Genomic DNA, 24,851 nt, shown 5'->3' on the forward strand with positions numbered 1-24,851 from the left:
AATATAGTTTTTTTTCTATTTGTGAAGAAGTATGAATGGTAATTAAATGAGAAAAGTGCTGAATTATACAGCACTTTTCTCTTCTTTTATTATTAAAGACATTAGTTAACACCCTTTTCTTTCATAATTTTATTAAGTCTCTTCAAAATAGACAGCCCCAGTAAGGTGGCAATTAATAAAAGACCAAAGTTTACAATAAAGAAATACGCCTTATTATCATACTCATACCAGAAACTTGCTAAAACTCCCGAGAGTTTATTTCCAATAGATGTTGACAGGAAGAATCCTCCCATCATTAATGCGGTAATTCTGGGGGGCGAAAGTTTTGAAACTAAAGATAATCCCATTGGCGAGAGACATAATTCTCCCAAAGTAATAACTCCGTAGGAAGCGATCAGCCATATTGCAGATACTTTTACCAAACCATTATTACCTGCATACACAGCGCCAACCATAACCAAACATGATAAAGCGGAGATGAATAAACCCAGAATAATTTTTGAAGGAGTGGTAGGTTCCTTACCTTTTCTTCGGAGAAACATAAAGAATCCAACGACTACCGGAGTTAAAAGAATGACCCAGGCCGGATTGATCGACTGGAATAATTCGGTGTTATAAAGGGCAACTTCCTGGTTGGGATTGGCTTCCAGTTTTGCGCGTTCAGCATCGGCAATATTGCGGAAATAAATGTCATGATTCATTTCTTTTACAGGATTTCCTTCGGCATCTTTTACCGTCCGGTATTGATCGTCATACTCGGAAACTTCCTTCTTTTCATAGGTTTTTCCTTTAACACCATCTTTACCGTCAATTAAATTGATAGCGCGTAACGGTTCAATTAAAGGAGCCGGAATTGATCGGTCTGTATAATTATTTGCCCAACGGGTCAGCGCCGTTCCGTTTTGTTTGAACACCGCCCAGAACATCACACTCACTGCAAAAATAGCCAGCAAAGCGCCGATAGGTCTTTTATCCTCCGAATTTGCCTTTACATAAAGCATGATATAGAAGTAGATGACCGGAATACAGGCAAATATAAATGCGTCCGTAGAATCGCTGCCAAAAATATTATTGGGGATCATCCATCCGATAAATCCTGCAATAATCGCGGGTAAGAAAACCTTCAACAAAACATCTGAAATTTTGGTATCTCCTTCTTGGGAAGGTTTCAAAATGTTGGCCTGTAAAATATGTTTTCTTCCTAACGTAAAAACAAATAATCCGATGAACATTCCAACTCCTGCGGTCATAAAAGCTGGTCCCCAACCGTATTTGTTTCTCATAAAGGCGGCGATGATATTGCAGATAAATGCACCGATATTGATTCCCATATAGAAAATATTGTAGCCTGCGTCTTTATTATCCTTGTAGGGTTCCTCGTTATAAAGGTTTCCTAAAAGAGTAGAAATGCTCGGTTTAAAAAATCCGTTTCCTAAAATTATGAGTCCCAGTGAAGCATAAAAAAGAGGGAGTTCCTTGAATAAACCAATTCCCAGATAGCCAAGTCCCATCAAAGCACCACCAATATAAATAGCTTTGATGTAGCCTAACACTTTGTCAGCTAAAAAACCGCCCAGAAACGGAGTAAGATAAGTTAATGCGATAAAGGTTCCGAAAATATCATCTGCGCTTTTATCATGAAAAGCAAGGCCTCCTTTTTCGCTGTCGATCATATAAAGAACGAAGATTCCTAAGATTAAATAATAGCCGAACCTTTCCCACATTTCCGTAAAAAACAGATAGGGTAAACCTTTTGGGTGTTTGCTGGTTGTTTTTTGTTCCATTTTCAAATTAAATTTTAGCAAATATATATTATTAAGTTTAAATAAAAAAAGCCCTCTTATGAGAGCTTTTTTAGTTTGTTTTAAAACATTTTTTTTAAAGATTTTCTAATAGAAAATTCGTCATTTTCTGATAGAGTTGCGGGCGGGTTTGCCCACCATAAATACCGTGGTTTTTATCAGGATAAGCCATGAATTCAAATTGTTTGTTGTTTTGAATTAAAGCCTCAGAAAATTGCACAGCATTCTGAAAATGAACGTTATCGTCAGCTGTTCCGTGGATTAAGAGGTACTTTCCTTTTAATAAATTGGCGTAGGTTGTTGGGGAATTATCGTCATATCCGCCAGGGTTTTCCTGAGGTGTTCTCATGAATCTTTCGGTGTAAATGGAGTCGTAATATCTCCAGTTGGTTACCGGTGCCACCGCGATTCCCGCTTTGAAAACGTCAGCTCCTTTGGTTAAGGCCAAACTTGACATATAACCACCGAAACTCCAGCCGAAAATTCCTATCCTGTCTTTATTGATGTAAGATTGTGTTCCGAACCATTTTGCAGCCGCGATCTGGTCTTCGATTTCGTATTTTCCTAAGTTTAAATAGGTTGTCTTTTTGTATTCAGTTCCTTTGTAACCGGTTCCACGACCATCAACACAGGCAACGATATATCCTTTCTGAACCAGGTGATTGAACCATAATCCATTTCCCTGATCCCAGGAATTACTTACCTGTTGGGAACCCGGACCGGAATACTGGAACATAAATAGCGGGTATTTTTTATTGGGATCAAAGTCTTTCGGTTTCATAATCCATGCGTTCATCTGGTCGCCAACTTCATTTGGAATGGTGAAAAATTCTTTGGTCACCATATTATCTGCCTGAAGTTTTTTCAGTTGCTCTTCATTATTCTGTAACTCTTTTAATGTTTTTCCGTTTCCATCTTTTAAAACATAAGTATAAGGTTTTGCCGCAGACGAAGAAGTTTCGATGAAATACTTATAATTATGGCTAAAGTTTGCGCTGTTTGTTCCGCTCGGATTCGAAAGGAGTGTTGTTTTTCCTGTTTCGATATTTACTTTGGAAACGACTTTATTTATGCTCCCTTCTTGAGTTGTCTGAATGAAAACTTCTTTGCTTTTAGGATTGAATCCGTAGTAATTGGTCACTTCCCAATTTCCTTTCGTGATCTGTTTTTTTAATTTTCCGTTTTGATCATACCAATAAAGATGTCTGTTCCCATCACGATCGGCTCCCCAGATGAAAGAATTGTCATCCAAAAATTCCAAGGTTACATTATCGGTATCAATCCATCTTTTGTCAGATTCGGTAAATAATTTGGTGATACTTCCGGTTTTGGTGTTTACTTTTAAAACATCTGAAGCATTCTGTAATCTCTCCGACGTAATCAAAATAATCTCATCGGGTTTTGCCGTTCTGTAAACATCTGGAATATAGTAGTTTTTAAAATTGCTGAGATCTAAAGCTATGATTTTTGCAGAATCCAAACGATAGAGCTGAGCAGATACCACCGAATTATTCGCTCCGGCTTTTGGATATTTAAATTTCATTTCAGAAGGGTAGAGTTGCTTGCCATAAATGGTTATAGACATTTCCGGAACTTCTGATTCGTTCGATTTAACAAAAATAATGGCGTCGGAATTTTTGGTCCATTCATACAGTTTCGCATGTCCGAATTCTTCTTCGTATACCCAATCTCCAAGCCCGTTGATGATAGAATTTTTCTTTCCATCTGTCGTAATCTGGGTAATCTTGCCAGAATGTAAATCCTGATAAAACATATTATTATCAGCAATAAAAGCCACTTTGGTTCCGTCAGGTGAAAAAGTAGGTTCCTGCACAAAATTACCATTATTGAGCGGGAGAACTTTTCCGGATTTTAAATCTTTGACATCGAATTTACCTAAAAAAGAATGTCTGTAAATCGGTTCACTTTCTTTTAATAGAAGGATTTTTGATTCATCATCGTTGAAAATATAAGACTGGAATTTTCCGTCGACGATGTTTCCTTCTTTTTTGGTGGTTTTATAGGAGTATTTTGCAATTCCACCCGGTTCAATTACCGCGTAATTTTCACCGTTTTTGAGTGATGAGATTCCAGAGATTCCTTTGCCTCTGTAATAACCAGAGTAGATTTTATCTAAGGTAATCTCCTGAGAGAAATAGGCGACAGAAGTTAAAATAGAAATTGAGAAGAGGATTTTTTTCATAATAAATTTAGTAAGATTTTCAAAGATAGCAAATTTCTTAAAATACCGTTAAACTTTCTGGTAATCACTTTTAATGGCAATATAATTGATATTATTTGCATAATTAATAAAAAATAATCATTATGGAAACCTATAACTCTGAAAAATTAGTAAAATATCAAATAAATGATCAGGAAATTGTGGTAGGATTTGCTACGTATGAGGATGCTGAAAACTATGCCGCTCAAAATAAAGGCACTTTAGCAGAAGTCGGATTTAAGGACGGGAACGACAATCCCCAATTAACAAATGAGGCAGAACTGGTGGATAGAAAGCTTCATTATGTCGTAGAAGCAGGGCCGGAATATCGGTTCATTCACTCATCAGATCCCGAATTCAGGGATTTTGCGGAACGGCTCCAGGCAAGAAAATCACATCTGGATGAAGAAAGTCCCGAAGAGAAATATATTTCAAATGCAGAAATAGAAATTTCAGAAGACCCGATTATTGTTCTGAAAAATGGTGAATTCGAATCTGTAACTTCCAGAGAACGTTCGAAATATTTGAAACATGCGCACGTTTATGAAATTGGAGTTGTAAAAACAATTGCATCTTAACTTTATATAAAATGGCAACCCAAAAATATTCTAAAAAAGCACAGGAGAAAATTGGTGAAGTGATGCACGAATTTAAAGAAGGAAAACTGAAATCATCGTCCGGTGACAAAGTAACCGACAGAAAACAGGCCGTTGCAATTGGAATCTCTGAAGCGAAAGAAGCCGGATTAAAAATAGCCAAAAAGAAGAAATAACGAGTAGTTTTTACCGTAAGATTAAACGATAGATTTGATAATTGTTTTCACAAACCGATTGATTGATAATTTGTTATCTCTTTAATCATTATGACTGAAGCCTATTGGTTTTTTCGGTTCATCAGTAACTTTATAATGCTCTAATTCATTTTTCAATGCTTCAATTCTTTGGGAAAAATCTTCGTAATTATTCAAAGAAACATCAAAAATAAATTGTTGAATCTGATCCAGATAATCTCCCGTTAGTTTTGAAGAAGCATCCCGCAACGAAGCATCCAGCATTTTCTGCGTGCTTTATTGTTTTCTAAGATTTTCATCAGTAAAGCATCCTCCGAAAGACCGTGTGTCATATGGTGAAAAAGCATTTCTGAACGCTCTTTTGTATTGGGTGGAAATATAGGAATTAAAACATCAAACCGTCCTGGAGCAAGAAGTTCTTTGTCAATTTTCTCTACGGAGTTTGCGGCGCCAACCATCAAAATTTTCTCCTTTTCAAAATGACCGATATAGTGCAAAACAACTTCTTTAATTTCCTCATCACAACTTTTTACGGGTTGATCTTCACTGCGTTCGACCATCAACTGATCAAAATCTTCTAAAAAAAGCAGAATCTTTTCTGATTTCATCACCTGAATGAGAAAATCATTAAACGTTATTTTCTGGTTATCCACAAAAGAAATTCCCAGAAAATGCTTTTTTATTTCTTTGAATTCGTACTCGATAATCTCTGCGATTTTCTTTGCCCAAAATATTTTGCCACTTCCCGGCGGACCATAAATAATAATTCCCGCAGGTTTATGAATTCCCCAGTCTTCCACTGAAAGATTATTTAAATAGGGTTCCAGAGCTTGGGTAACAAAGAAAAATAAATCCCGGTAACCGATGAAATCTCTTTCGGCTAATCGCGTGGCTTTTCCAAAATAATTGTAAATGAATTCGTAATGACCTCCCAGTTTATTGTCGATTCCGAAACTGGAAACCGATGATTTATATTTTCCATTATCAAATAATCTGGGTTGATCTTTTTTGATAATTTCCGCGACTTTTTCGGTCGGTTTATTGATATTCTCTGCAATATCTTCGATGGATTTATTTTGGTTTAAGTCTTCGGAATACCTCCTCAGGAAAATAATATTTTCCCGCGCGAACTTCACAAAATCATCTTTGACCTCAAAGTTGGTGGTAATACATTCTGTAAGTTCCAAATCAAAATCCTGAATAAATTTGATAAAACTTTCAGTAGGGATTTTAAGTTCTTTTGCAAGTTCAGCCAATTTCATATTAATCCATTTTTAAGAGTACAATCAAATTTACAAATTTAATTGTAGAATTTTTTTAGAAATTAAACTCAAATCAAGATTTAAGGTTCAAAAGTTTCGAATTTTCCATTTTCATAAAAGAAAACAATTTTTTTGATTTTAACTTCCTGATTAACAGTTGATTCGGTTTCGGTTTCTGATTGTGCGATCTCTAATCGCTGAGAATCGGATATTTTTTCTTTTTCGACTATCGGTACACGAATTTTTGATTCTCGTGGAACTTCAGTTTCAATGCGATCTTCAGATTCTGTAATTCCAAATGCTTCATCATTAATTAAAGAAAATAAATCGGGCAGGGAAGTCGGTTTTTGTTTTTCAGGAATTGGCTTTACTTCTGAAGCAGGGTCGGGTTTTTTCACCATTTCACCTTCACCTTCGATCAGCCATTCCCATTCTAATTCAGGAAAACGATTTTTTATTTTCGTTAGAAAATCCAATGAGGGTTTATTTCGTCCGGAAGTGATATGAGATATACTCGAGCGCTGTACTTCGATTTCATCTGCGAATTCCGACAGTGACAATTCAGAATACGCGATGACTTTTGAAATTCTTTCCTTTAAATCCATATTACAAATGTAAAAATTATTTTACAATAATAAATTACAAATGTTAATCAATTAAAAATACAGCACATTACAAATGTAAAACTAAGCCATAACCAGTTGATTTACATTGTATTTAATTATTTACATTATTAAATTACTTACGCGAATGATCATCATTTTTAGGATCGTATTTCAGTTTTCGCTCCTTTTTATGTTCCGGTAAAACCAGTGACAGGAAGATACTTCCACCTAATATTCCTACAATAATAAACAAAGAATCAGTGGTTGAAAAACCTAATCGGTCCAGATATTCATGGAATAACATTTTCAAACCGATGAAGGTTAATAAGAGAGCTAATCCTATTTTCAGGAATCTGAACTTATCGATAACTCCGGCCAATAAAAAGAACATAGAACGCAGTCCGATAATGGCGAAAATATTTGAAAAGAAAACGATATAGGGATCTTTGGTAACCGAGAATATGGCGGGAATACTGTCAACGGCAAAGATTAAATCGGTAAATTCTATGATGATAAGAACCAGGAAAAGCGGAGTCATTTTCGTAATACCATTGATTTTTACAAAGAACTTATTTCCGACAAAGTGGTTATGAACCTTAAAATACCTGTTGGCAAACTTAACGACAGGATGTTTTTGGGTATCAATCTTATCGTCATTATCTTTATCAAAGAACATCTTGATACCTGTAAACACCAGGAAAGCACCGAACACATACATGATCCATTCGAACTTTTGGATAAGTGCCGCACCAAGAAAGATAAAGAGAAACCTCATCACAATCGCACCCAGAATTCCCCAGAACAGCACGCGGTGGTAATTTCTTGGAGCCACGCCAAATGCCGTGAATACCAAGACCATTACGAAGATATTATCCACAGAAAGGGCGTATTCTACCACATAACCTGTTAAATATTCAAGCCCCAGATTTTGATTGTATAAATAGATACTGCTTCCCAGATCTCCGGGAATGATTTTAACCGGATGATGATGCCTGGAAATGACCTGCTGCAGTTTTTCGATACTGTCTATGCCATGGAGTAGGTGACCGTAGTTGGTAAGAACAAAATAGAAACACATGGAAAGCGCTACTACGAAAAAACTCATCAAGCCGGCTTGTTTCATAGAAACTGTATCTGATTTCTTATTCAGCAGACCTAAATCCAATGCCAGAATAATTAAGATAAAAGCGATGAAACCTAATAAGAAAATACTCTCGTTTGTCATATCATTATAAAGAACAAATATAGTCAAATTTAAGAATTGTTTAATTGGTTACAAATGTAAACCATGATGTAATAAATCGGGGTACAATAATAAACGCGTTTATGTTAGTTACCGTCAAATGAGGTTTTCCACACTGATTATCACTTAAAGTAAGTCTGAATATTTGATTTAAGTAAAATCTATAATTAATTGATTTGTAATTAGTTATAAAATTAAATTAAAATTAATGTAATCCACAAATTTACCAACAGACATTCTGACATTCTGAACTGTTTAATGAGTTTACAAAAGTTAATTTTATTTTTAGAAAAGAAAAATCTAAATTTGGAAATTGTAAAATTGAACAGATCATGTCAAACTTAAAATACCTGCAAAACCCTGATTTCCCAAACCGCTATATTTCCCCTGAAAAATTATTTAATTTCCTACAGGAGCATTACAGCGATCAAATTAAAGAGATCGGTTCCTCTTATTTAGAGAAACCTATTTTTAAAATGAGTCTGGGAACTGGTACAATAAAAATTCTCGCATGGTCTCAAATGCATGGAAATGAATCTAATGCCACCCATGCAATGCTTGATTTATTGGAAATATTTAAACATCAGCCGGAACTGAAAGAGGGATTGTTTTCAAAGATTTCACTGGATTTTATTTTCATGCTTAATCCTGACGGTTCAGAAAAATGGTCCAGAAGAAATGGACTTGATATCGATCTTAACAGAGATTTTCTGAAACTTTCCAGCAAAGAGTTTCCTTTACTCAAAGAACTGGCTCAGAATGGATCTTATAAGTATGCATTGAACTTGCATGAACAAAGAACGATTTTCACTACGGATGGAATTCATCCGGCAACCCTATCCTTTTTAGCGCCTTCTCAGGATCATGAAAGAACCATTTCCGAAACGAGGAAAAAAGCAATGGCAGTAATTTCTAAAGTTTACCAAAAACTGAAGACTCAAATTCCTCATCAGATTGCGAGGTATTCAGATGAGTTTTATCCGACTTCTACGGGAGATAATTTTACAAAATTCGGGATTCCAACCATACTGTTTGAAGGCGGTCATTTTCAAAATGATTATAAAAGAACAGGAACCCGTAAATATTATACGCTAGCTTTATACGAAGCGCTGGCGGCAATTTCTGAATTAAATGGTGCCACAGATGGTTGGGAAATCTATCGGGAGATTCCGGAAAATAAAGAATCTCATTATGATCTGATTTACAGAAATGTAAAACTGAATACCGATTTTGAATGTATTTTAGATGTCGCAGTTCAGTATAAGGAAGAAATAAAACCCGGTGCTGACGAAATTTATTTCGTACCCATCGTTGTCGAAGTCGGTGATATCGGCAAAAAGAAAGGCTGGGAAGAAATTGACTGCACGGGGAAAACCTTTGTTTCCGACAGGAAATTCCCGAAATTAGATGAAGAAGTCGATTTCAAAATAGTATAATAAAAAAAGCGAAGTCGGCAGACTTCGCTTTTGTGTTGAATTATTGATAAGATTTAATCGACGACTTTGATTCCGCTCGCCATAAATCTGATTTCTTCTTCAGGTTTCATGATCGCATCAATTTCCGATTGTGGTTTTTTTGCATCTTCGGCATAGTGTTTCTGTTCATCTACAGAAGTAACTTTCATCTCCGCGTTCCCTTCCAGTACAACGGTTTTTCCTTCCAAAGCAGTCGGAACAAAAAATGCGTAATCTTTCATTTTTACAAAAAATTTCTCATTATTATCGGTTTCTACCGTTAACCAGCATCCTTTTTTATCGCAGACTTTCGTTACTTTTCCTTTAACTGCCACATTTTCTACTTTTGCAGATTTTTTTAATTTCTGATCTAATTTCTTAGTTGTTATCGCAGATTTTTCTGCTTTTGCAGAAACACCTGCTCCGTAAACTTCTCCCACCAAGGCTTTGCCTTCTGGCGGACCAACTTTTTTCGCTTCTGTTCCTTGCGCAAAAGCAACTGTGGAAAGCATCAGGGATAATAAAAGAACAAACTTTTTCATTGATTTAATTTTTACAAAAGTATAAAATATTTTTTAATCAGAATTATTTAAGAATCAGCTATTTGTACAATTTGCAATATACTTGGAATCAAAATATTAAATTCCTTATATAAAATTTATATATTTATCCCTTTCAAAATTGAATTCGAAATAAGACCACTGTCTTATTTAAAGAAAAATTTACATTGAAATAATAACTAATATAATTTTAAAAGAGAAAAATAAATCTTGTATTCTCTTTAATCTCGATCATCTATGAATAAAAAACTTAAACTTTGGGATGCAACCATGCTCGTAATGGGCTCTATGATTGGAAGCGGAATTTTTATCGTCAGTTCAGATATGATGCGGAATCTAGGTTCCGGATACTGGCTGATTGCCGTCTGGATGATTACCGGAATCATGACCATTGCCGCCGCTATTTCTTATGGCGAACTCTCGGCCATGTTTCCCAAAGCTGGCGGACAGTATACTTACATTACCGAAATATTTGGGAAAATGCCCGGGTTTCTTTATGGCTGGGGTTTATTCACCGTCATCCAAACCGGAACTATCGCAGCGGTAGCAATGGCTTTCGGGAAATTTACCGCCTATCTCGTCCCGGCACTTAATTCGCAACCGATTTTTCAAAGTGGCGGATTCAAAATTACCTGGATTCAAATTCTCGCCATCGGGATTATTTTACTACTCACCTATATTAATTCAAGAGGTTTAAAAAACGGAAAAATTTTACAGGATATTTTTACCTCATCGAAAATTATAGCACTTTTAGGAATTATTATTTTCGGAGTTATTTTGGTAAAGAATTCACAATGGGCCGAAAACATGAGTTTCGGCTGGAATGCTTTTCAGGATTTTGGTAAAGACACCGGAAATACTTTAGAACCAACGACTTGGAAATCAATCGGAGGAATCACCCTTTTGGGCGGAATCGCTGCCGCAATGGTCGGTTCTGTTTTCAGTTCGGTGGCCTGGGAAAATGTGACGTTTATGTCAGGTGAAATTGAAAATCCAAAGAAAAACGTTGTGAAAGCCATGGTTTTCGGGACCTCTGTTGTAATGGTTTTATACCTTTTTGTAAACTTTGTTTACCTTCATGCGCTCGACCGCGACGGGATTGCATTTGCCGCTAACAATCGTCCTGCGGTGGCGGCCTCAGAAGTTATTTTCGGAAGCACCGGTACCATTATTATGGCGCTTTTAGTCATGGTTTCCACTTTCGGCTGTATCAATGGATTGGTTTTAGCAGGAGCCCGAGTTTTTCAGACCATGGCCAAAGATGGTTTGTTTTTCAAATCAGCTGCAGAAAATAATCAAAACGAGGTTCCCGGTAAATCACTTTGGATGCAGGGAAGTTGGGCATGTTTACTCGCGCTTTCCGGGCAATACGGCGACTTGCTCGATATGATTTCATTCATCATCGTCCTGTTTTATATGGTCACCGTTTTCGGCGTTATCTGGATGAGGATTAAACAGCCAAATCTCGACAGACCTTATAAGACCTGGCTTTACCCGATCACACCCATTGTTTATTTACTCATAGGAACCGCATTTTGCGTCCTTTTAATCATCTTTAAACCACAATATACCTGGCCGGGATTCATCCTTATTTTAATTGGAATTCCCGTGTATTGGTTCATCAACAGGAGAATCAAATAATTAATCTTTAGATCAATTCATTTTCAGAAGCAACAAGATTTTTCCTTCTTACAAATTCAGTCCCGCTCTCCGCTATATCTCTGGCTTTTTTGGCAAAAAGCCAGAGGATGCCGCTGCGATCGGGGCTAAAAACTTATTTCAGGTTTCTTTACGAAAATTCAGGGCGGATAAGTACATTGAAAATGGAGGAAACTGTTGTGAAGAAATATTTCATAAGCGCAAGTATTGTTTCATAATAGGAGCTGATAAAAACTTATTTAAACTTTACGAACCCCCTTAAAAAATGTTGTGACTTTTGTGGTTAAAAGAGAAAAAGGTCTGCTTATAATTTCAGCACATTCTTATCATTTCCGAAAAAAATAAGTAACTTTCGAAAAAGAAATTATGTCAGAATTAGTGCCTGTTTTTCAATCTTCTTACTTGTACGAAATTGAACTTGCCAAAACAAAACTCGCTTCCCGGGATATACCCAGTTATATAAAAAATGAATTTGTAAATAATATTGCGGTGTTTCCTATTTCCCAAAATTATTATTTATTGGTGAGCGAAAGAGACCTTGAGGCCGCAGAAAAAGTCCTCCAGGAAAATGATGAAATCTCCGAAGATGATATGTAACCATTTCTTTCTTTAATTTCAGAAAATCCAAAAACAATAACAGATAATCAGAGGATTTATGGCTCACAATCATTCCCATGACCATTCGCACCAGATGAATGTAACCAATTTAAACCGTGCTTTTTATATCGGCATTGGATTGAATTTGGTTTTTGTGATTGTTGAAGCGGGTTATGGTTGGATGTACAATTCGCTCTCTCTGCTTTCTGATGCAGGGCACAATTTAAGCGATGTAATGAGTCTGGTCTTATCTTTAATTGCTTTTAAATTAGTAAAAAGAAAACCTACGTCAACCTATACTTATGGTTTTCGCCGGGCCACGATTTTGGCCTCGCTGATCAATGCTGTTTTACTCATCTTTGCGGTTGGATTTATCATTTACGAAGCAGTCGGCCGATTCATGAATCCTCAGCCTCTGGAAGGTGGAGTAGTCTCCGTCGTTGCATTTGTAGGGATTTTCGTGAATGGAATTACGGCCTGGCTCTTTCTGAAAGATAAAGAAAAAGACCTCAATGTGAAAGGCGCTTATCTGCACATGGTTGCGGATGCTTTGGTTTCCCTGGCAGTGGTCATTGGCGGAATTATCATTATCTACACCAATTGGTTTTGGCTGGATGCACTGTTGAGTATTTTAATCGGCGTCGTTATTTTGGCTGGCACCTGGAGTTTGCTGACTCAAAGTTTAAAATTATCCTTAGATGGCGTTCCCGAAAATATAAATCCAGAAAAAGTGAAACAAGAAATTCTCAAAATAAATGGAGTAGAGGATTTTCAGCATGTCCATATTTGGGCTTTAAGTACGACAGAAAATGCCTTAACCGGTCACGTAAGGATTTCAGATAAGTTGACGATTCCCGAAATTGAAAATCTGAAAGAAACCATCAAACACGAGTTGGAACATCTGCAGATCAAACATTCCACAATTGAAACCTATTTTGGAGAAAAACATTTTGAAGAAGATGTTTTTTAGAAATTTTCAATATCCTGTATTTTTCTCCTGATTGGTCATTCATATAGCATTTCTCCTACGGAACGGTGCTTTTTCAGGAAATATAAATTTTGATCCTGTACCATCATACCCTGGATGAAAACTTTATACACGTTTATTGAAATATCTTGTTACGCCAGTATTTTATCCTTTCAATCCGTTTCGTCTTATCTTTTCTGTCAGTTTTGTGATTATTGATAAAAGTCTGTCAATTTCTGTCTGGTTTTCTGGTTTTCTAATGATCCATTTCAAGTTTGATCTGGCAGATTCAAAAAAACCAGTCTGTTCTAATTCTAATCTAAGGTGTTCAATGATTTCTTCAGAATTGTTTACTTTTTTAGTTATTTCTTCAAATCCGCTGTAAATGCTTTGTTTGAAAACGGAAGTTGGGGGATAACCAAAGAATAAACCAACAAATCCATTTTCTAACCCTAAATTTAAAGAAAAGCCTTTTGAGCCCCAGCGGATAAATAAATTATTGTTTTTTGCAAATTCAAAAAGTTTCTCATAGACCACTCTTCCGTTTGAATCCAATGAAGCTAAGAATTTCTTTTCGTCTGTTTTAGGTAGAGACACAGAAGGATTAATTTCTGTTTTAAGGAAAGATTCTTCACCAACAACAAAGTCACACGTTATCATTCTTTCTGAAGCGTGATTATGGAAATACTTAAATTCCATGCAGTAAATGTCAAATCCTTTTTTTCTAAGATAAAGTGATGTCTGTTTAATAGAGGAAGAAATCTCCTGAGCAACAATTACTAATTTCGTCGATTTATTAAAGGAAACTGTTTGGTCAAGGTCAATTGCGAAATACTCTTGATGGTAGGTGTCTAGCGAAGGTTCTTCACCGATATAAGACTGATAAATCAAGTTTAATGATTCATAGTCTAAATTTTCAATAAACGATGCATATTCAAGTAATTGAGCAATTGTATCTCTTGGTGTTTTTCCCCGTTTAAGTTCTATTAAAACTGTATTTCCGTATTTGTCCAATCCCAGTAAATCAATCCAGGTTCCTAAATTTGTCGGGACTTGTCTTCCAATAACCAAAACTTTGCTATCTTCAAAAAAATATTCAGGATTTTCTTCGAGTAATTTTTCTAAGTCCGTTTCTTTATTCTCATCTCTGAATAATTGCTCTTTGTAAGAAGTAAGTTTTCCGTCAGAATCTATTGTAAAAAGCTTCATAATTCGGTTTGGATTTTTAATGTTGAGAGAACGGTTATATGTATATCTGCCGGTGGGATAAAAATACAAAAACTTTCTACGTGCAAAAAACTTAAAATTAACCGCAAAAATCCTCGCTGAAAGCTTAATTGTTATACGAAGTGCTAATTTGTCAGCGTAAAATTTATTACATTAGGTATAGTATGACTGTGAATTACACTATAATCAATGTCTTTGCACCGGGGAGTTACAGAATTATAGCCGGAAGGTAACTCACAACATATTTTGTAAACATAGCTGTCATTTTTGATGGTATATTGATAATTGCCATTATTGTCCGTGGTCACCGTTTCAAAAGTCGTATATATTGGAGGAGCGTAGTTTCCCCATTTCCCGCGCTGAAAATAAATTTTCACATTTGATATTCCGACACCTTTGTCATTTGATACTTTGCCTGACACATGAATATCTAAATTCTGTTTATCGCCATCTCCTCTACAATTACTTAAAAAAATTAAGCTTATAATCAATATTGAAAATAAAATTATTGTATTTCTCATTCTAATTACTCTACATTAAAGTCGATAGCATTTTACGCAACTTGTTCATAGGTCTTACTCAGTTAGTCCAATACACCACTTTTTTTTATAGATAGGTCGGATAATAGTCAGACTTTTTGACTACACTAATATCTAATTTTTTTCTCATAAATAATTAAAAGAACTTTTTTATCAGCTTCCAGCTTTTGTGATTACCAAAAATGTTCCTGCAATAAAAATAGAATATTTCAACCTGACCAAATCCTTTTTTGGGCATTGCGAGAGGAATTGCCAATATTGCCAAATTAGTACTCCTTAAGATCTGTTGAGAAAATCTGCTTGAATTGGAAAAGGTCAGAGAAAGTAAGCATTGGTCCCGCGTGGGGAATTATAGCGGAAAGCGACTGGAGATTCCTGAAAGAAAAATAATCGCGTTGCTCCTAATCACAGCGAAATACTACGAATATAAACCTATTTTCGTTTTGACCCGGCTTTTTATTTTCCTTACCTTTACGCAAAATTTTACGCAAAATGACAGACTGGAAAACCGTCAGAGAATACGAAGATATTACGTATCAAAAAAAAGGCGGAGTCGCAAGAATCGCCTTTAACAGACCGGAAGTGCGCAATGCATTTCGTCCGAAAACAACCTCAGAATTATACGATGCTTTTTACCACGTTTCCGAAGATGCTTCGGTAGGAGTGGTGCTACTCACCGGCGAAGGACCAAGTCCTAAAGATGGAGGCCATGCTTTTTGCAGTGGCGGTGATCAGAAAGCACGTGGAGAACAAGGTTATGTGGGTGAAGACGGAAGACACCGTTTAAATATTTTAGAAGTTCAACGATTGATTCGTTTCATGCCGAAAGTCGTGATTGCAGTGGTTAATGGTTGGGCCGTGGGTGGCGGGCATTCTTTGCACGTCGTTTGCGATTTGACTTTAGCGAGTAAAGAACATGCAATCTTCAAACAGACCGACGCCGATGTTACCAGTTTTGATGGCGGATACGGATCAGCATATTTAGCCAAAATGGTAGGACAGAAAAAAGCCAGAGAAATTTTCTTTTTAGGGAGAAATTATTCTGCTCAGGAAGCTGCCGATATGGGAATGGTGAATGCTGTAATTCCCCATGCTGAACTGGAAGATACTGCTTACGAATGGGCGGAAGAGATTTTGGGAAAATCACCAATGTCAATTCGTATGCTAAAGTTCGCTATGAATTTAACCGACGACGGAATGGTGGGGCAACAGGTTTTTGCCGGTGAAGCTACCCGTTTGGCATACATGACCGAAGAAGCGAAAGAAGGACGAAATGCCTTCCTCGAAAAAAGAAAACCCGATTTCGGCGATAATAAATGGATATCTTAAATTGGGACACGAGACTGGAAGATAGGAGATAATAGATATTCAAAAAAAATATACTAGTCTCTTATCCAGAATCTCAAAATCTCAAATCTCTAAACTATGACAGATTGGATAAAAGCAGCGCGTCTGCGAACATTACCACTTTCGATGAGTGGAATAATTTTAGGTTCTTTCATTGCAAAATGGAGAATTCATGAAAGTGGAGGAACATGGGACTGGACAATTTTTGCAATGGCAATGCTGGTCACCTTACTCTATCAGATTCTCTCGAATTTTGCCAATGATTATGGTGACGGAATTAAAGGAACAGATAAACTTAGGGTAAATGAAGCAGAACAAAGAGCGGTGGCTTCAGGAAGAATTACCGCAACTCAAATGCGAAATGCTGTAATTCTGTTTTCTGTTTTGTCTTTGATTGCCACAGTTGCGCTTTTGTATCTGGCTTTCTTTAGAGAAAACCTAATGAAAGAATTTTACACTTTTGTAGGATTGGGAGTTGCCTGTATTTTAGCTGCGATTGGGTATACGATCGGTAAAAAACCCTATGGTTATTTAGGCTTAGGCGATATCATGGTTTTTATCTTTTTCGGCCTAGTTTCGGTTTGTGGAAGTTATTTCCTTTTTACCAAACATTTCGACTGGGATATGCTCTTACCCGCCACTGCAGTAGGTTTATTAAGTGCCGCAGTTTTAAATCTGAATAATATGCGGGATATCGAAAGCGATGCCTTGAGCGGAAAGAAAACTCTCGCATTGCGGTTAGGTTTCAAAAAAGCAATGGTGTATGAAATCATTTTGCTGCAAATACCACTACTTTTGATGTTGGTATTTATGATGATGAACGGTTTGCATACTGAAGGAAAATATTATGCATTTATCTTTTTCATCCTGATGCTTCCAATGACGGCACTTCGCCGAAAAATCATGCAGGTTAAAGAGCCGAAAGAATTAGACCCATTTTTAAAACAGGTGGGAATCTTGACGTTGACAATGGCTATTTTGGTCGCAGCCGGATTGAATTATTTTAATTAAAATTTAAATCAGTTTTATGGATTCAACTATGAAAATACGATTTCTCGGACAAAACTGTTTTTTGTTCACCTACAAAGGAAAAAACATATTATCTGATCCTTTTTATAATTATCAGAAAGATAGATCCGGTTTTGATATTTCGGCGCAAAAAATTGATTATGTGTTGATTACCCATGCACACGGCGATCATATCGCAGATGTGAAAGAAGTGTTGCAACATTATCCGGAAGCTTCTGTAATTGGGCAACCTGAAATTTGTGGCTATTTCGGTCATCCGAATTCGATTGATATTAATTTCGGTGGATCTGCAAAGATTGAAGATTTAAAAATATCAATGGTGCCGGCAAGTCATACCAGTTCTTTCCCCGATGGCACTTATGGTGGCGAACCTGCAGGATATATTTTCAGATTTTCCGGCAAAAATATTTATTTGGCAGGCGACACCGGTGTAATGGCAGACATGGAAATGTTTCCAAAATTGTTTGGGAACATTGATTTGGCAATTCTTCCCGTTGGTTCACATTATACGATGTGTGCCCGTAAAGCAAGTTTTGCAGCAGCAGAATTATTAAAAACTAAAAGAGTAATAGGGTGTCATTTCGATACTTTCCCGCCGATTAAAATCAATCACGAGGATGCTCATCAGTTCTTTTCAGAAAGAAATATCGAATTCACTTTACCGAAATTAGGTGAAGATTTTGAAATTTAAAAAGAAGAACTGAGTAAAAGAAAAACCTTTCGGGACTTCACAAAATAATTTAAAGTTTCAGATATGCAGATTAATTATCTTAAAACCAAAGAGAATTGGATGGACGAAAAAACTTTAAGTGAAATAAAAAAACGAGAATATAAGGCACAAAAAATGGCAAGCTACCTAAATCACACCGCTACAACCGATTACCTTTGCTGCGTTCCCACCCTGGAGGAGTCTCAGGAGCTGGTTGTTTAGGACTTGCCGTTGCAAATATACGCCTTTAATTCAAATTTCAAAATTCAAAACAAAAAAATAATAAAATTTAGTACTTTAAATATGATAAAAAATGTCTATACCATTGGTTTCATGCTGTTTATTGCCACAATGGTCGTTTTCTTTGGAATGTATTTTTTCGGAATGAATACCGATTATTTCGATAATACGATGCTTATCAATTCCTTTGTGATGCCGGTTATTTATCTGGCGGGTGCCTATATCTCCGTAAATTCGCTGAGAAAAGCAGGAATCCGGATGGGATTTCGGGAAGGTTTTGGCCGCGCTTTTAAACCCATGTTCGTTGGCGGGTTTTTATCAGTCCTCACCATGTTTCTGTTTTTAAACTTTGTAGATCCGGCTGCCAAAGATTTATTGAATTTCCAATACCTTGAAAGACAGAAGATTGAAATGGATAACGAGTACAATAAAGCAAAACCCATCCTAAAAACTGAGGAGCAAAAAGCAGAACTGGAAACCGAATATCAACAGAACAAATCACGTATTTCCCACGAAATGATCAAGGATAAAGATTTTTTTAGTTTTCGCCAGTTTTCCTACTATTTCGCCGCAATTCTTGTTTTCTATGTTATTTTATCTACGTTTTTTGCGAGTTTTTTCCGCAGCAGATCAGAACTTTGATTTTAATCATTTGCACAATTGCTGATTAAAAAAAATAAACCCCTAATTTTGTCTCAATAATCTTTTATTATCAATGAATTTATCCATCATCATTCCACTTCTCAACGAAGAAGAATCTCTTGACGAACTTTTTTCAAGAATCGACAAAGTTTGTAACTCCCATAACCTTTCCTACGAAATCTGGTTTGTAGATGATGGAAGCACCGATCTTTCATGGAGTATTATCGAAAATTTAAGAGTGCAGTATCCGCAAATTCACGGAATTAAGTTTTCCAGAAATTATGGTAAATCTCAAGCTTTGCACGCCGCTTTTGCAAGAGCAAACGGAGAGGTCGTTATCACGATGGATGCCGATCTACAAGACTTTCCCGAAGAAATTCCGGAATTATATGACATGATTAAAACGGAAGGGTACGACATTGTTTCGGGCTGGAAAAAGAAACGGTTTGATAATGTAATGACCAAAAATATTCCGTCTAAAATCTTTAATGCTGCTGCAAGAAGTATTTCTGGAGTTTCCCTTCATGATTTTAATTGTGGCTTGAAAGCGTATAAAAAACAGGTGGTAAAATCCATCGATGTGTATGGAGATATGCACCGATATATTCCCGTTTTGGCTGCCAATGCAGGTTTCAGGAAGATTACAGAAAAACCGGTGCAGCATCAGGCAAGACCTTATGGAAGTTCTAAATTTGGAACGGAGCGTTTTGTTCGCGGCTTTTTAGATTTAATTACACTTTGGTTTGTAAGCCGATTTGGCGGGCGGCCGATGCATTTTTTCGGAGCAGCAGGAACATTGATGTTTATCGCAGGATTTTTATCCGCCTTCTGGCTCGGAATTTCAAAATTAATAGATGTTTCCCGTGGAATTTACGGGCATCTTTTAACCAATAATGCCTGGTTTTTTATTGCTTTAACCATGATGGTTTTGGGAACACTTCTTTTCATCGCAGGATTTTTAGGAGAAATGATTATCAGAACCAATAGACAACACGAGAATTATCACGTGGAAGAAGTGATATAAATGCTTTAGAAAATCGACAAAGGTATTGATCCGGAAAAATAGGTTTTAGAAAATTTAATAATGAAGAATTTAATTTATATACTGCTCATATTCAGTCTTTTCTCCTGCGGAAAAATTTCGCCGAAAGGAGATATCGTAAGCCATGATATTAAGGTGGAGGATTTTGTGAGTCTTAATCTCAACGGTAAATTCCGGGCTTTTTATATTAAAAGTGACAGCAGTTTTGTGAATGTTGAAACATATAAAAATGTAGGTGGTAATTTAAAAATCAAAGTAAAAGATAAAACGTTAACCATTTCTGAAAACCGCGAAACAGAGGGAGTCGATTTCTACAATATCACCATTTATTCGAAATATAATCTGGAAAAAGTATCCATGTCTGATTCTGTTGAATTAAATATTTCAAGCGAAATAAAGACGGATAATTTTAAACTTAGTTTAAAAAATAACGCTAAATTTATTGGGTCGGTCAATTCCAGAAAAGCAGAAGTTGAAATGACTCAAAAAAGCCGTGCTAATTTTTTGGGAAAAACCAAAGACGCGGTTTTGAAAATATCTGATACCGCAAGTATTATCGCACCTTACTGGATGATTGACCATTTAAAGATTGAATCAAAAAATGGAAATTATGCGGAAGTAAATGTGAAAGATTCTTTAAAAGGAAGCATTAAAAATACGGCGAAACTGACGTATTATAATGAGCCGATCAGCGCTCTGAAAATAGAAAAAACAGCAACTGTTCAACATAAAGAATTAGAATAAGCGGCTCTGAAAAACTTAAAAAAAAAAATAATAAGATATGACCACCTTAGAAAAAGCAAAACTCTGGTTAACAGATACTTTCGATCAAGAAACACAAAAAATAATTCAAAATTGGATCGATACCAATTCTGAGGAATTAGAAGATTCTTTTTACAAGGAACTTGAATTCGGAACAGGCGGAATGCGAGGAATAATGGGCGTAGGAACCAATCGTTTGAACAAATATACGCTTGGACAAGCAACGCAAGGTTTGGCGAATTATCTTCATCAGCAGTTTCCAAATCAGGAAATTAAAGTTGCGATCGCTTACGACGTTCGGCATAATTCAAAAGAATTCGGGAAAATGTGTGCCGATGTTTTAACGGCCAACGGAATTAAAGTTTTGTTATTCAAAGAACACCGTCCAACGCCAGAACTTTCTTTCACGGTTCGAGATAAAAAATGTAACGCCGGAATTGTATTGACCGCTTCTCACAATCCGCCTGAATATAACGGTTACAAAGTATATTGGAACGATGGCGCGCAGATTGTTCCGCCAGATGATGAGAATATTATTAAAGAAGTTTATTCGGTAAAATTCAATGAAATTAAATTCAACGGAAACGACGGATTAATTGAATGGATCGGTCCGGAACAGGATGATGTGTATATCGATGCCTGTATGGAAAACTCTCTTTATCAGGATGTTGGCAGAGATAATCTGAATATTGTTTTCAGTTCAATCCACGGAACTACTTATGCAACTGTTCCTCAGGCGCTGAAAAAAGCAGGCTTTAAAAAAGTTGATTTGGTAAGAGAGCAGATGATTCCGAGTGGGAATTTTCCCACCGTTGATTCACCCAATCCGGAAGAACCGGCAGCTTTGGAAATGGCGATGGATTTAGCCCGAATTACCAATGGCGATATCGTTCTGGGAACTGATCCAGACGGAGACCGACTGGGAATCGCAGTCAGAAATTTAGATGGTGAAATGCAGCTTTTGAACGGAAATCAAACCAATACGATTCTAACCTATTATATTTTGGACCAATGGAAAAAAGCCGGAAAAATCACTGGAAAAGAATTCATCGGTTCTACAATTGTAACTTCTGATATTTTCTATGATATTGCTGAAAAATTCGGCGTTGACTGTAAAGTTGGATTAACCGGTTTTAAATGGATCGGGAAAATGATCCGTGATTTCGAAGGCAAAGAAAAATTCATTTGTGGGGGTGAAGAAAGTTTCGGTTTTATGACCGGAGATTTCGTTCGCGATAAAGATTCCTGTGGTTCTATTTTGCTCGCCTGCGAAATTGCAGCTTGGTGCAAAGCCAACGGCAGTTCGGTTTTCGAATACATGATCGATATTTACAAAGACCTCGGAATGTATTATGAAGGATTGGTAAACGTGGTGAGAAAGGGGAGAACAGGTGCCGAAGAAATTCAGCAGATGATGAAAGATTTCCGTGAAAATCCGCCAAAAGAAATAGCAGGTTCCAAAGTGGCCATCGTAAAAGATTTCCAGGAACAAACTTCTTTGAATCTTCTGGACAATAAAAAATCGGTGATGGATGACATTCCAAAATCAAATGTTTTGATTTATTATACGGAAGATGGAACGAAAGTTTGCGTTCGGCCATCCGGAACAGAACCAAAAATTAAATTCTATGTTTCTGTGAAAGATGCGATAAATTCTGCACAGGAATTTAAAGAAAAACTACTGGTTTTGGAAGAAAAAATCAATATTGTAAAACAGGATTTGAATTTGTAAAAATCTGGTTATTAATAATTGGTAAAAGTTGATGAAATTTTTACCAATTTTTTTTTAGCAGTTCTTACTTTAATTGATATCAGCAGCAATTAAAATTTGTATTTTTGAATGAGATTATCAATGAAGTTCAAAATAATTCGTTTAATTAAAAAATAATGAAAATATCAAAATTGGCCGCCAATCTCATTGGCTCAGAAATTATCAAAATAGGAAATCAAGTCAATGATTTGAAAGCCCAGGGCGCAGAAATTGCGAATCTTACGATTGGTGATCTCAATTCCAATATTTATCCGATTCCGGATTTATTAAAAGAGGAAATTCAAAAAGCTTATCAAAATAATTTAACCAATTATCCGCCTGCGAACGGACTTTTGTCTTTGCGAAAAGCGATTTCAAAAGACATTAAAAACCGTTGGAATCTGGAGTATTCTGAAGATGATATTTTAGTTGCCGGCGGTTCCCGACCTTTGATTTACACAGCATTTAAAACAATTGTCGATCCGGGTGACAAAGTTATTTATCCGGTACCATCATGGAATAACAATCACTATTCCTATTTAACGGATGCGCAGAAAATAGAAGTGGAAACCACAGCGGAAAATAATTTCTTACCGACCGCTGCCGACTTAAAACCTCGTTTAAAAGGAGCGGTTTTAATTGCTCTTTGTTCGCCCTTGAATCCGACCGGGACGATGTTTACCAGGCAACAACTCGCTGATATTTGCGAACTGATTTTGGAGGAAAATAAAAATCGTAGCGAAGGAGAAAAGCCATTGTATTTGATGTACGATCAAATTTACGCCATGCTTACTTTCGGTGGCGAGCATTTCGATCCTGTTTCTTTGTATCCTGAATTAAAGGATTATACAATTTATATTGATGGCGCATCCAAATGCTTTGCCGCAACCGGAATCCGTGTAGGCTGGAGTTTTGGACCTTCTTTAATTATTGATAAAATGAAAGCCTTGCTGGGACACATTGGAGCTTGGGCGCCAAAACCTGAACAGGAAGCAGTAGCCGTTTTACTGAATCATCCGGAAAAAGTGGATGAATTCGTGAATCATTTTAAAGGAGAAATTGCCGAAAGTTTGACTGTTCTTCACAACGGAATTCAGAATCTTAAACATAAAGGCTTTTCTGTGGAAAGCATTCAGCCGATGGGCGCGCTTTATTTAACAGTGGAGTTAGATTATGTTGGAAAAACGAAACCGGATGGAAAAGTTATCGCAGATTCTTCTGATCTCGTTTTCTATTTGATTGAAGAAGCGGGAATCGCTTTGGTGCCGTTTTCAGCTTTCGGAAATTCTCGCAATATGCCGTGGTTCAGAGCTTCGGCAGGAGGAGTTTCTTTAGATGAAATCAAAAATATGTTGCCGAGATTGGAAAATGCTTTGACAAAACTGGGTTAGTTTTTTAAAATATTGTGAAAAAATTCGCTTTTGCAATGGAAAAATTTCTACCTTTGTGGTAGGAAAAAATAAAATGAAAACAAAATCACATAAAAAAGAAAGTGAAAGCTTGGTTTCTGAACCGGCAGTTGCTTACGGAAATACTTCCTACAGAAATTTTGTTTTTCAAAATGATTATTCTCTGGTAAAAAAAGCAAAAGCAGGAATCCAAACCGATGTTTTTTACACCTTTGCAGAGTCTATAAAAATGCCCGAGAAAATGTTGGCGGCAGTCCTTAATCTTTCCCCAAGAACGATTAGTAATTACCGTGAACTGAATAAATCTTTAGAACCCAATCACAGCGAACATCTTTTAAAGTTGATTGCTCTATTTGAAAAAGGAAAAGAATATCTGGGAAATATCGATGAATTCAACAATTGGCTGGAAAAACCCTTTTGGAATTCTGAAGAAAAACCCTCCGATTTTTTAAATACTTCAGGTGGAGTAGATTTGTTGATTGTCCGTCTTGAAAGGATGGCGCAAGGTTATCCCGTATAAAATTTTTTGAATGCTGGTTTTTAGAATTGCCCATAAAAAATATGCCGAAAACCTTTCTGTAAGTGGGCTTTCCGGTAGATGGAACAGCAATGGGAAATTGGTTCTTTATACTTCGGAAAATATTTCGCTCGCTTTATTAGAGAATATGGTTTACCGTTGTGGAACCGGTTTTAATCATGATTATAAAATCATGATTATTGAGATTTCCAGTAAAAGTATGGAACAGATAGATGCCAAAAAGTTACCTAAAAACTGGCGGGGTACAGAATTTTATTCGGAACTTCAGAACAGAGGCGATTTCTGGTATGACCGGCGGACAACTTTAATGTTAAAAGTTCCGTCTTCTGTTCTTCCTGAAAATCACAATATCATTATAAATACGACTCATCCTGATTTCAAAAATGTAAAACTTATTGATGTTTTAGACTATGAACCCGATGAGCGTTTGGAGAAAATATTAAAAAAATACAAATAA

25 protein-coding genes and 1 other RNA gene are annotated in these 24,851 nt (G+C 36.4%); 16 read left to right on the top strand and 10 right to left on the bottom strand.

Annotation, left to right across the window (positions count from 1 at the left end):
- Nucleotides 1-101 precede the first annotated feature (101 nt).
- Together QGN23_RS02115 and QGN23_RS02120 are read right to left on the bottom strand one after the other, a co-directional pair.
- The gene (locus QGN23_RS02115) at nucleotides 102-1,784 is read right to left on the bottom strand and encodes a peptide MFS transporter (RefSeq protein WP_282905388.1); all 1,683 of its coding nucleotides are present in this window, start codon (nucleotides 1,782-1,784) and stop codon (nucleotides 102-104) included.
- Between the two features lie 94 nt (nucleotides 1,785-1,878).
- A complete protein-coding gene (locus tag QGN23_RS02120) occupies nucleotides 1,879-4,005 on the bottom strand; it encodes a S9 family peptidase (protein ID WP_282905389.1) in 2,127 nt (708 codons plus the stop codon).
- Nucleotides 4,006-4,127: 122 nt separating this feature from the next.
- Here QGN23_RS02120 and QGN23_RS02125 point away from each other — a divergent pair, with 122 nt between their 5' ends.
- Nucleotides 4,128-4,601 carry a hypothetical protein gene (locus tag QGN23_RS02125; protein WP_282905390.1) on the top strand — a complete coding sequence of 158 codons (474 nt, stop codon included), beginning with the start codon at nucleotides 4,128-4,130 and terminating at the stop codon, nucleotides 4,599-4,601.
- A gap of 11 nt (nucleotides 4,602-4,612) precedes the next feature.
- Nucleotides 4,613-4,795 carry a DUF6496 domain-containing protein gene (locus QGN23_RS02130; RefSeq protein WP_282905391.1) on the top strand — a complete coding sequence of 61 codons (183 nt, stop codon included), beginning with the start codon at nucleotides 4,613-4,615 and terminating at the stop codon, nucleotides 4,793-4,795.
- Between the two features lie 81 nt (nucleotides 4,796-4,876).
- On the opposite strand, the gene QGN23_RS02135 is transcribed toward QGN23_RS02130, so the two are convergent.
- The 4 genes from QGN23_RS02135 to QGN23_RS02150 form a co-directional block, all read right to left on the bottom strand.
- Nucleotides 4,877-5,077 carry a hypothetical protein gene (locus QGN23_RS02135; protein ID WP_282905392.1) on the bottom strand — a complete coding sequence of 67 codons (201 nt, stop codon included), beginning with the start codon at nucleotides 5,075-5,077 and terminating at the stop codon, nucleotides 4,877-4,879.
- Nucleotides 5,038-6,075, bottom strand: a complete 1,038-nt coding sequence (locus QGN23_RS02140) for an AAA family ATPase (protein ID WP_282905393.1) — start codon at nucleotides 6,073-6,075, stop codon at nucleotides 5,038-5,040. The genes QGN23_RS02135 and QGN23_RS02140 overlap by 40 nt, the downstream gene beginning before the upstream one ends.
- Before the next feature lie 80 nt (nucleotides 6,076-6,155).
- Nucleotides 6,156-6,680 (bottom strand): helix-turn-helix transcriptional regulator, encoded by a 525-nt coding sequence (locus QGN23_RS02145; RefSeq protein ID WP_282905394.1) that lies wholly within the window; start codon nucleotides 6,678-6,680, stop codon nucleotides 6,156-6,158.
- 133 nt (nucleotides 6,681-6,813) lie between these two features.
- The gene (locus QGN23_RS02150; protein ID WP_282906424.1) at nucleotides 6,814-7,905 is read right to left on the bottom strand and encodes a TerC/Alx family metal homeostasis membrane protein; all 1,092 of its coding nucleotides are present in this window, start codon (nucleotides 7,903-7,905) and stop codon (nucleotides 6,814-6,816) included.
- A gap of 350 nt (nucleotides 7,906-8,255) precedes the next feature.
- On the opposite strand from QGN23_RS02150, the gene QGN23_RS02155 reads away from it, so the two are divergent.
- Entirely contained in the window at nucleotides 8,256-9,359 is a 1,104-nt protein-coding gene (locus QGN23_RS02155; protein WP_282905395.1) for a M14 family zinc carboxypeptidase, read from the top strand.
- A 53-nt stretch (nucleotides 9,360-9,412) separates the two neighbouring features.
- Here the strand turns inward: QGN23_RS02155 and QGN23_RS02160 are convergent, their stop codons facing one another.
- Nucleotides 9,413-9,919, bottom strand: a complete 507-nt coding sequence (locus tag QGN23_RS02160; RefSeq protein ID WP_282905396.1) for a DUF4920 domain-containing protein — start codon at nucleotides 9,917-9,919, stop codon at nucleotides 9,413-9,415.
- 255 nt (nucleotides 9,920-10,174) lie between these two features.
- Here QGN23_RS02160 and QGN23_RS02165 point away from each other — a divergent pair, with 255 nt between their 5' ends.
- The 3 genes from QGN23_RS02165 to QGN23_RS02175 all read left to right on the top strand — a co-directional run bounded on the left by QGN23_RS02165 (nucleotide 10,175) and on the right by QGN23_RS02175 (nucleotide 13,163).
- The gene (locus QGN23_RS02165) at nucleotides 10,175-11,578 is read left to right on the top strand and encodes an APC family permease (protein ID WP_282905397.1); all 1,404 of its coding nucleotides are present in this window, start codon (nucleotides 10,175-10,177) and stop codon (nucleotides 11,576-11,578) included.
- A 384-nt stretch (nucleotides 11,579-11,962) separates the two neighbouring features.
- The gene (locus QGN23_RS02170; RefSeq protein WP_282905398.1) at nucleotides 11,963-12,193 is read left to right on the top strand and encodes a putative signal transducing protein; all 231 of its coding nucleotides are present in this window, start codon (nucleotides 11,963-11,965) and stop codon (nucleotides 12,191-12,193) included.
- 58 nt (nucleotides 12,194-12,251) lie between these two features.
- Nucleotides 12,252-13,163 carry a cation diffusion facilitator family transporter gene (locus QGN23_RS02175; protein WP_282905399.1) on the top strand — a complete coding sequence of 304 codons (912 nt, stop codon included), beginning with the start codon at nucleotides 12,252-12,254 and terminating at the stop codon, nucleotides 13,161-13,163.
- A gap of 162 nt (nucleotides 13,164-13,325) precedes the next feature.
- On the opposite strand, the gene QGN23_RS02180 is transcribed toward QGN23_RS02175, so the two are convergent.
- Together QGN23_RS02180 and QGN23_RS02185 are read right to left on the bottom strand one after the other, a co-directional pair.
- The gene (locus QGN23_RS02180; protein ID WP_282905400.1) at nucleotides 13,326-14,369 is read right to left on the bottom strand and encodes a PDDEXK family nuclease; all 1,044 of its coding nucleotides are present in this window, start codon (nucleotides 14,367-14,369) and stop codon (nucleotides 13,326-13,328) included.
- Between the two features lie 143 nt (nucleotides 14,370-14,512).
- Nucleotides 14,513-14,908 (bottom strand): peptidase associated/transthyretin-like domain-containing protein, encoded by a 396-nt coding sequence (locus QGN23_RS02185; protein WP_282905401.1) that lies wholly within the window; start codon nucleotides 14,906-14,908, stop codon nucleotides 14,513-14,515.
- Nucleotides 14,909-15,418: 510 nt separating this feature from the next.
- Between QGN23_RS02185 and QGN23_RS02190 the strand changes: the two genes are divergently transcribed.
- From QGN23_RS02190 to QGN23_RS02200, 3 genes are all read left to right on the top strand, one after another.
- The gene (locus QGN23_RS02190; protein ID WP_133440658.1) at nucleotides 15,419-16,255 is read left to right on the top strand and encodes a 1,4-dihydroxy-2-naphthoyl-CoA synthase; all 837 of its coding nucleotides are present in this window, start codon (nucleotides 15,419-15,421) and stop codon (nucleotides 16,253-16,255) included.
- 96 nt (nucleotides 16,256-16,351) lie between these two features.
- Complete coding sequence (gene menA / locus QGN23_RS02195; RefSeq protein ID WP_282905402.1) at nucleotides 16,352-17,284, top strand: 1,4-dihydroxy-2-naphthoate octaprenyltransferase; 933 nt, start codon at nucleotides 16,352-16,354, stop codon at nucleotides 17,282-17,284.
- A gap of 28 nt (nucleotides 17,285-17,312) precedes the next feature.
- Entirely contained in the window at nucleotides 17,313-17,993 is a 681-nt protein-coding gene (locus QGN23_RS02200; protein WP_282906425.1) for a metal-dependent hydrolase, read from the top strand.
- A 151-nt stretch (nucleotides 17,994-18,144) separates the two neighbouring features.
- Here the strand turns inward: QGN23_RS02200 and ffs are convergent.
- Nucleotides 18,145-18,242: signal recognition particle sRNA small type (gene ffs, locus QGN23_RS02205), an RNA gene on the bottom strand.
- 72 nt (nucleotides 18,243-18,314) lie between these two features.
- Between ffs and QGN23_RS02210 the strand changes: the two genes are divergently transcribed.
- The 7 genes from QGN23_RS02210 (at nucleotide 18,315) to QGN23_RS02240 (ending at nucleotide 24,851) form a co-directional block, all read left to right on the top strand.
- Nucleotides 18,315-18,893 carry a DUF4199 domain-containing protein gene (locus QGN23_RS02210; protein ID WP_282905403.1) on the top strand — a complete coding sequence of 193 codons (579 nt, stop codon included), beginning with the start codon at nucleotides 18,315-18,317 and terminating at the stop codon, nucleotides 18,891-18,893.
- Between the two features lie 73 nt (nucleotides 18,894-18,966).
- Nucleotides 18,967-19,917 carry a glycosyltransferase family 2 protein gene (locus QGN23_RS02215; protein WP_282905404.1) on the top strand — a complete coding sequence of 317 codons (951 nt, stop codon included), beginning with the start codon at nucleotides 18,967-18,969 and terminating at the stop codon, nucleotides 19,915-19,917.
- Nucleotides 19,918-19,977: 60 nt separating this feature from the next.
- The gene (locus QGN23_RS02220) at nucleotides 19,978-20,679 is read left to right on the top strand and encodes a GIN domain-containing protein (RefSeq protein WP_282905405.1); all 702 of its coding nucleotides are present in this window, start codon (nucleotides 19,978-19,980) and stop codon (nucleotides 20,677-20,679) included.
- A 37-nt stretch (nucleotides 20,680-20,716) separates the two neighbouring features.
- A complete protein-coding gene (locus QGN23_RS02225; protein ID WP_282905406.1) occupies nucleotides 20,717-22,429 on the top strand; it encodes a phospho-sugar mutase in 1,713 nt (570 codons plus the stop codon).
- A 155-nt stretch (nucleotides 22,430-22,584) separates the two neighbouring features.
- On the top strand, nucleotides 22,585-23,838 hold the full coding sequence (locus tag QGN23_RS02230) for a pyridoxal phosphate-dependent aminotransferase (RefSeq protein ID WP_282905407.1): 1,254 nt from the start codon (nucleotides 22,585-22,587) through the stop codon (nucleotides 23,836-23,838).
- Between the two features lie 73 nt (nucleotides 23,839-23,911).
- Nucleotides 23,912-24,376 carry an antitoxin Xre-like helix-turn-helix domain-containing protein gene (locus tag QGN23_RS02235; protein ID WP_282905408.1) on the top strand — a complete coding sequence of 155 codons (465 nt, stop codon included), beginning with the start codon at nucleotides 23,912-23,914 and terminating at the stop codon, nucleotides 24,374-24,376.
- Between the two features lie 10 nt (nucleotides 24,377-24,386).
- Nucleotides 24,387-24,851 carry an RES family NAD+ phosphorylase gene (locus QGN23_RS02240; RefSeq protein WP_282905409.1) on the top strand — a complete coding sequence of 155 codons (465 nt, stop codon included), beginning with the start codon at nucleotides 24,387-24,389 and terminating at the stop codon, nucleotides 24,849-24,851.

Origin of the sequence: Chryseobacterium gotjawalense (genome assembly GCF_030012525.1) — a bacterium.
In the GTDB taxonomy this organism is placed as follows: Bacteria; Bacteroidota; Bacteroidia; order Flavobacteriales; family Weeksellaceae; genus Kaistella; species Kaistella gotjawalense.

Bases quoted from the DNA above. Each gene is read 5' to 3' on its own strand.
- QGN23_RS02140 (WP_282905393.1), bottom strand. From the start codon at position 6,075: ATGAAATTGGCTGAACTTGCAAAAGAACTTAAAATCCCTACTGAAAGT.
- QGN23_RS02200 (WP_282906425.1), top strand. From the start codon at position 17,313: ATGAAAATACGATTTCTCGGACAAAACTGTTTTTTGTTCACCTACAAA.
- QGN23_RS02175 (WP_282905399.1), top strand. From the start codon at position 12,252: ATGGCTCACAATCATTCCCATGACCATTCGCACCAGATGAATGTAACC.
- QGN23_RS02160 (WP_282905396.1), bottom strand. From the start codon at position 9,919: ATGAAAAAGTTTGTTCTTTTATTATCCCTGATGCTTTCCACAGTTGCT.
- QGN23_RS02125 (WP_282905390.1), top strand. From the start codon at position 4,128: ATGGAAACCTATAACTCTGAAAAATTAGTAAAATATCAAATAAATGAT.
- QGN23_RS02120 (WP_282905389.1), bottom strand. From the start codon at position 4,005: ATGAAAAAAATCCTCTTCTCAATTTCTATTTTAACTTCTGTCGCCTAT.
- QGN23_RS02180 (WP_282905400.1), bottom strand. From the start codon at position 14,369: ATGAAGCTTTTTACAATAGATTCTGACGGAAAACTTACTTCTTACAAA.
- QGN23_RS02225 (WP_282905406.1), top strand. From the start codon at position 20,717: ATGACCACCTTAGAAAAAGCAAAACTCTGGTTAACAGATACTTTCGAT.
- QGN23_RS02155 (WP_282905395.1), top strand. From the start codon at position 8,256: ATGTCAAACTTAAAATACCTGCAAAACCCTGATTTCCCAAACCGCTAT.
- QGN23_RS02165 (WP_282905397.1), top strand. From the start codon at position 10,175: ATGAATAAAAAACTTAAACTTTGGGATGCAACCATGCTCGTAATGGGC.
- QGN23_RS02210 (WP_282905403.1), top strand. From the start codon at position 18,315: ATGATAAAAAATGTCTATACCATTGGTTTCATGCTGTTTATTGCCACA.
- QGN23_RS02150 (WP_282906424.1), bottom strand. From the start codon at position 7,905: ATGACAAACGAGAGTATTTTCTTATTAGGTTTCATCGCTTTTATCTTA.
- QGN23_RS02220 (WP_282905405.1), top strand. From the start codon at position 19,978: ATGAAGAATTTAATTTATATACTGCTCATATTCAGTCTTTTCTCCTGC.
- QGN23_RS02115 (WP_282905388.1), bottom strand. From the start codon at position 1,784: ATGGAACAAAAAACAACCAGCAAACACCCAAAAGGTTTACCCTATCTG.
- QGN23_RS02235 (WP_282905408.1), top strand. From the start codon at position 23,912: ATGAAAACAAAATCACATAAAAAAGAAAGTGAAAGCTTGGTTTCTGAA.
- QGN23_RS02215 (WP_282905404.1), top strand. From the start codon at position 18,967: ATGAATTTATCCATCATCATTCCACTTCTCAACGAAGAAGAATCTCTT.
- QGN23_RS02135 (WP_282905392.1), bottom strand. From the start codon at position 5,077: ATGCTGGATGCTTCGTTGCGGGATGCTTCTTCAAAACTAACGGGAGAT.
- QGN23_RS02240 (WP_282905409.1), top strand. From the start codon at position 24,387: ATGCTGGTTTTTAGAATTGCCCATAAAAAATATGCCGAAAACCTTTCT.
- QGN23_RS02185 (WP_282905401.1), bottom strand. From the start codon at position 14,908: ATGAGAAATACAATAATTTTATTTTCAATATTGATTATAAGCTTAATT.
- QGN23_RS02190 (WP_133440658.1), top strand. From the start codon at position 15,419: ATGACAGACTGGAAAACCGTCAGAGAATACGAAGATATTACGTATCAA.
- menA (WP_282905402.1), top strand. From the start codon at position 16,352: ATGACAGATTGGATAAAAGCAGCGCGTCTGCGAACATTACCACTTTCG.
- QGN23_RS02170 (WP_282905398.1), top strand. From the start codon at position 11,963: ATGTCAGAATTAGTGCCTGTTTTTCAATCTTCTTACTTGTACGAAATT.
- QGN23_RS02145 (WP_282905394.1), bottom strand. From the start codon at position 6,680: ATGGATTTAAAGGAAAGAATTTCAAAAGTCATCGCGTATTCTGAATTG.
- QGN23_RS02230 (WP_282905407.1), top strand. From the start codon at position 22,585: ATGAAAATATCAAAATTGGCCGCCAATCTCATTGGCTCAGAAATTATC.
- QGN23_RS02130 (WP_282905391.1), top strand. From the start codon at position 4,613: ATGGCAACCCAAAAATATTCTAAAAAAGCACAGGAGAAAATTGGTGAA.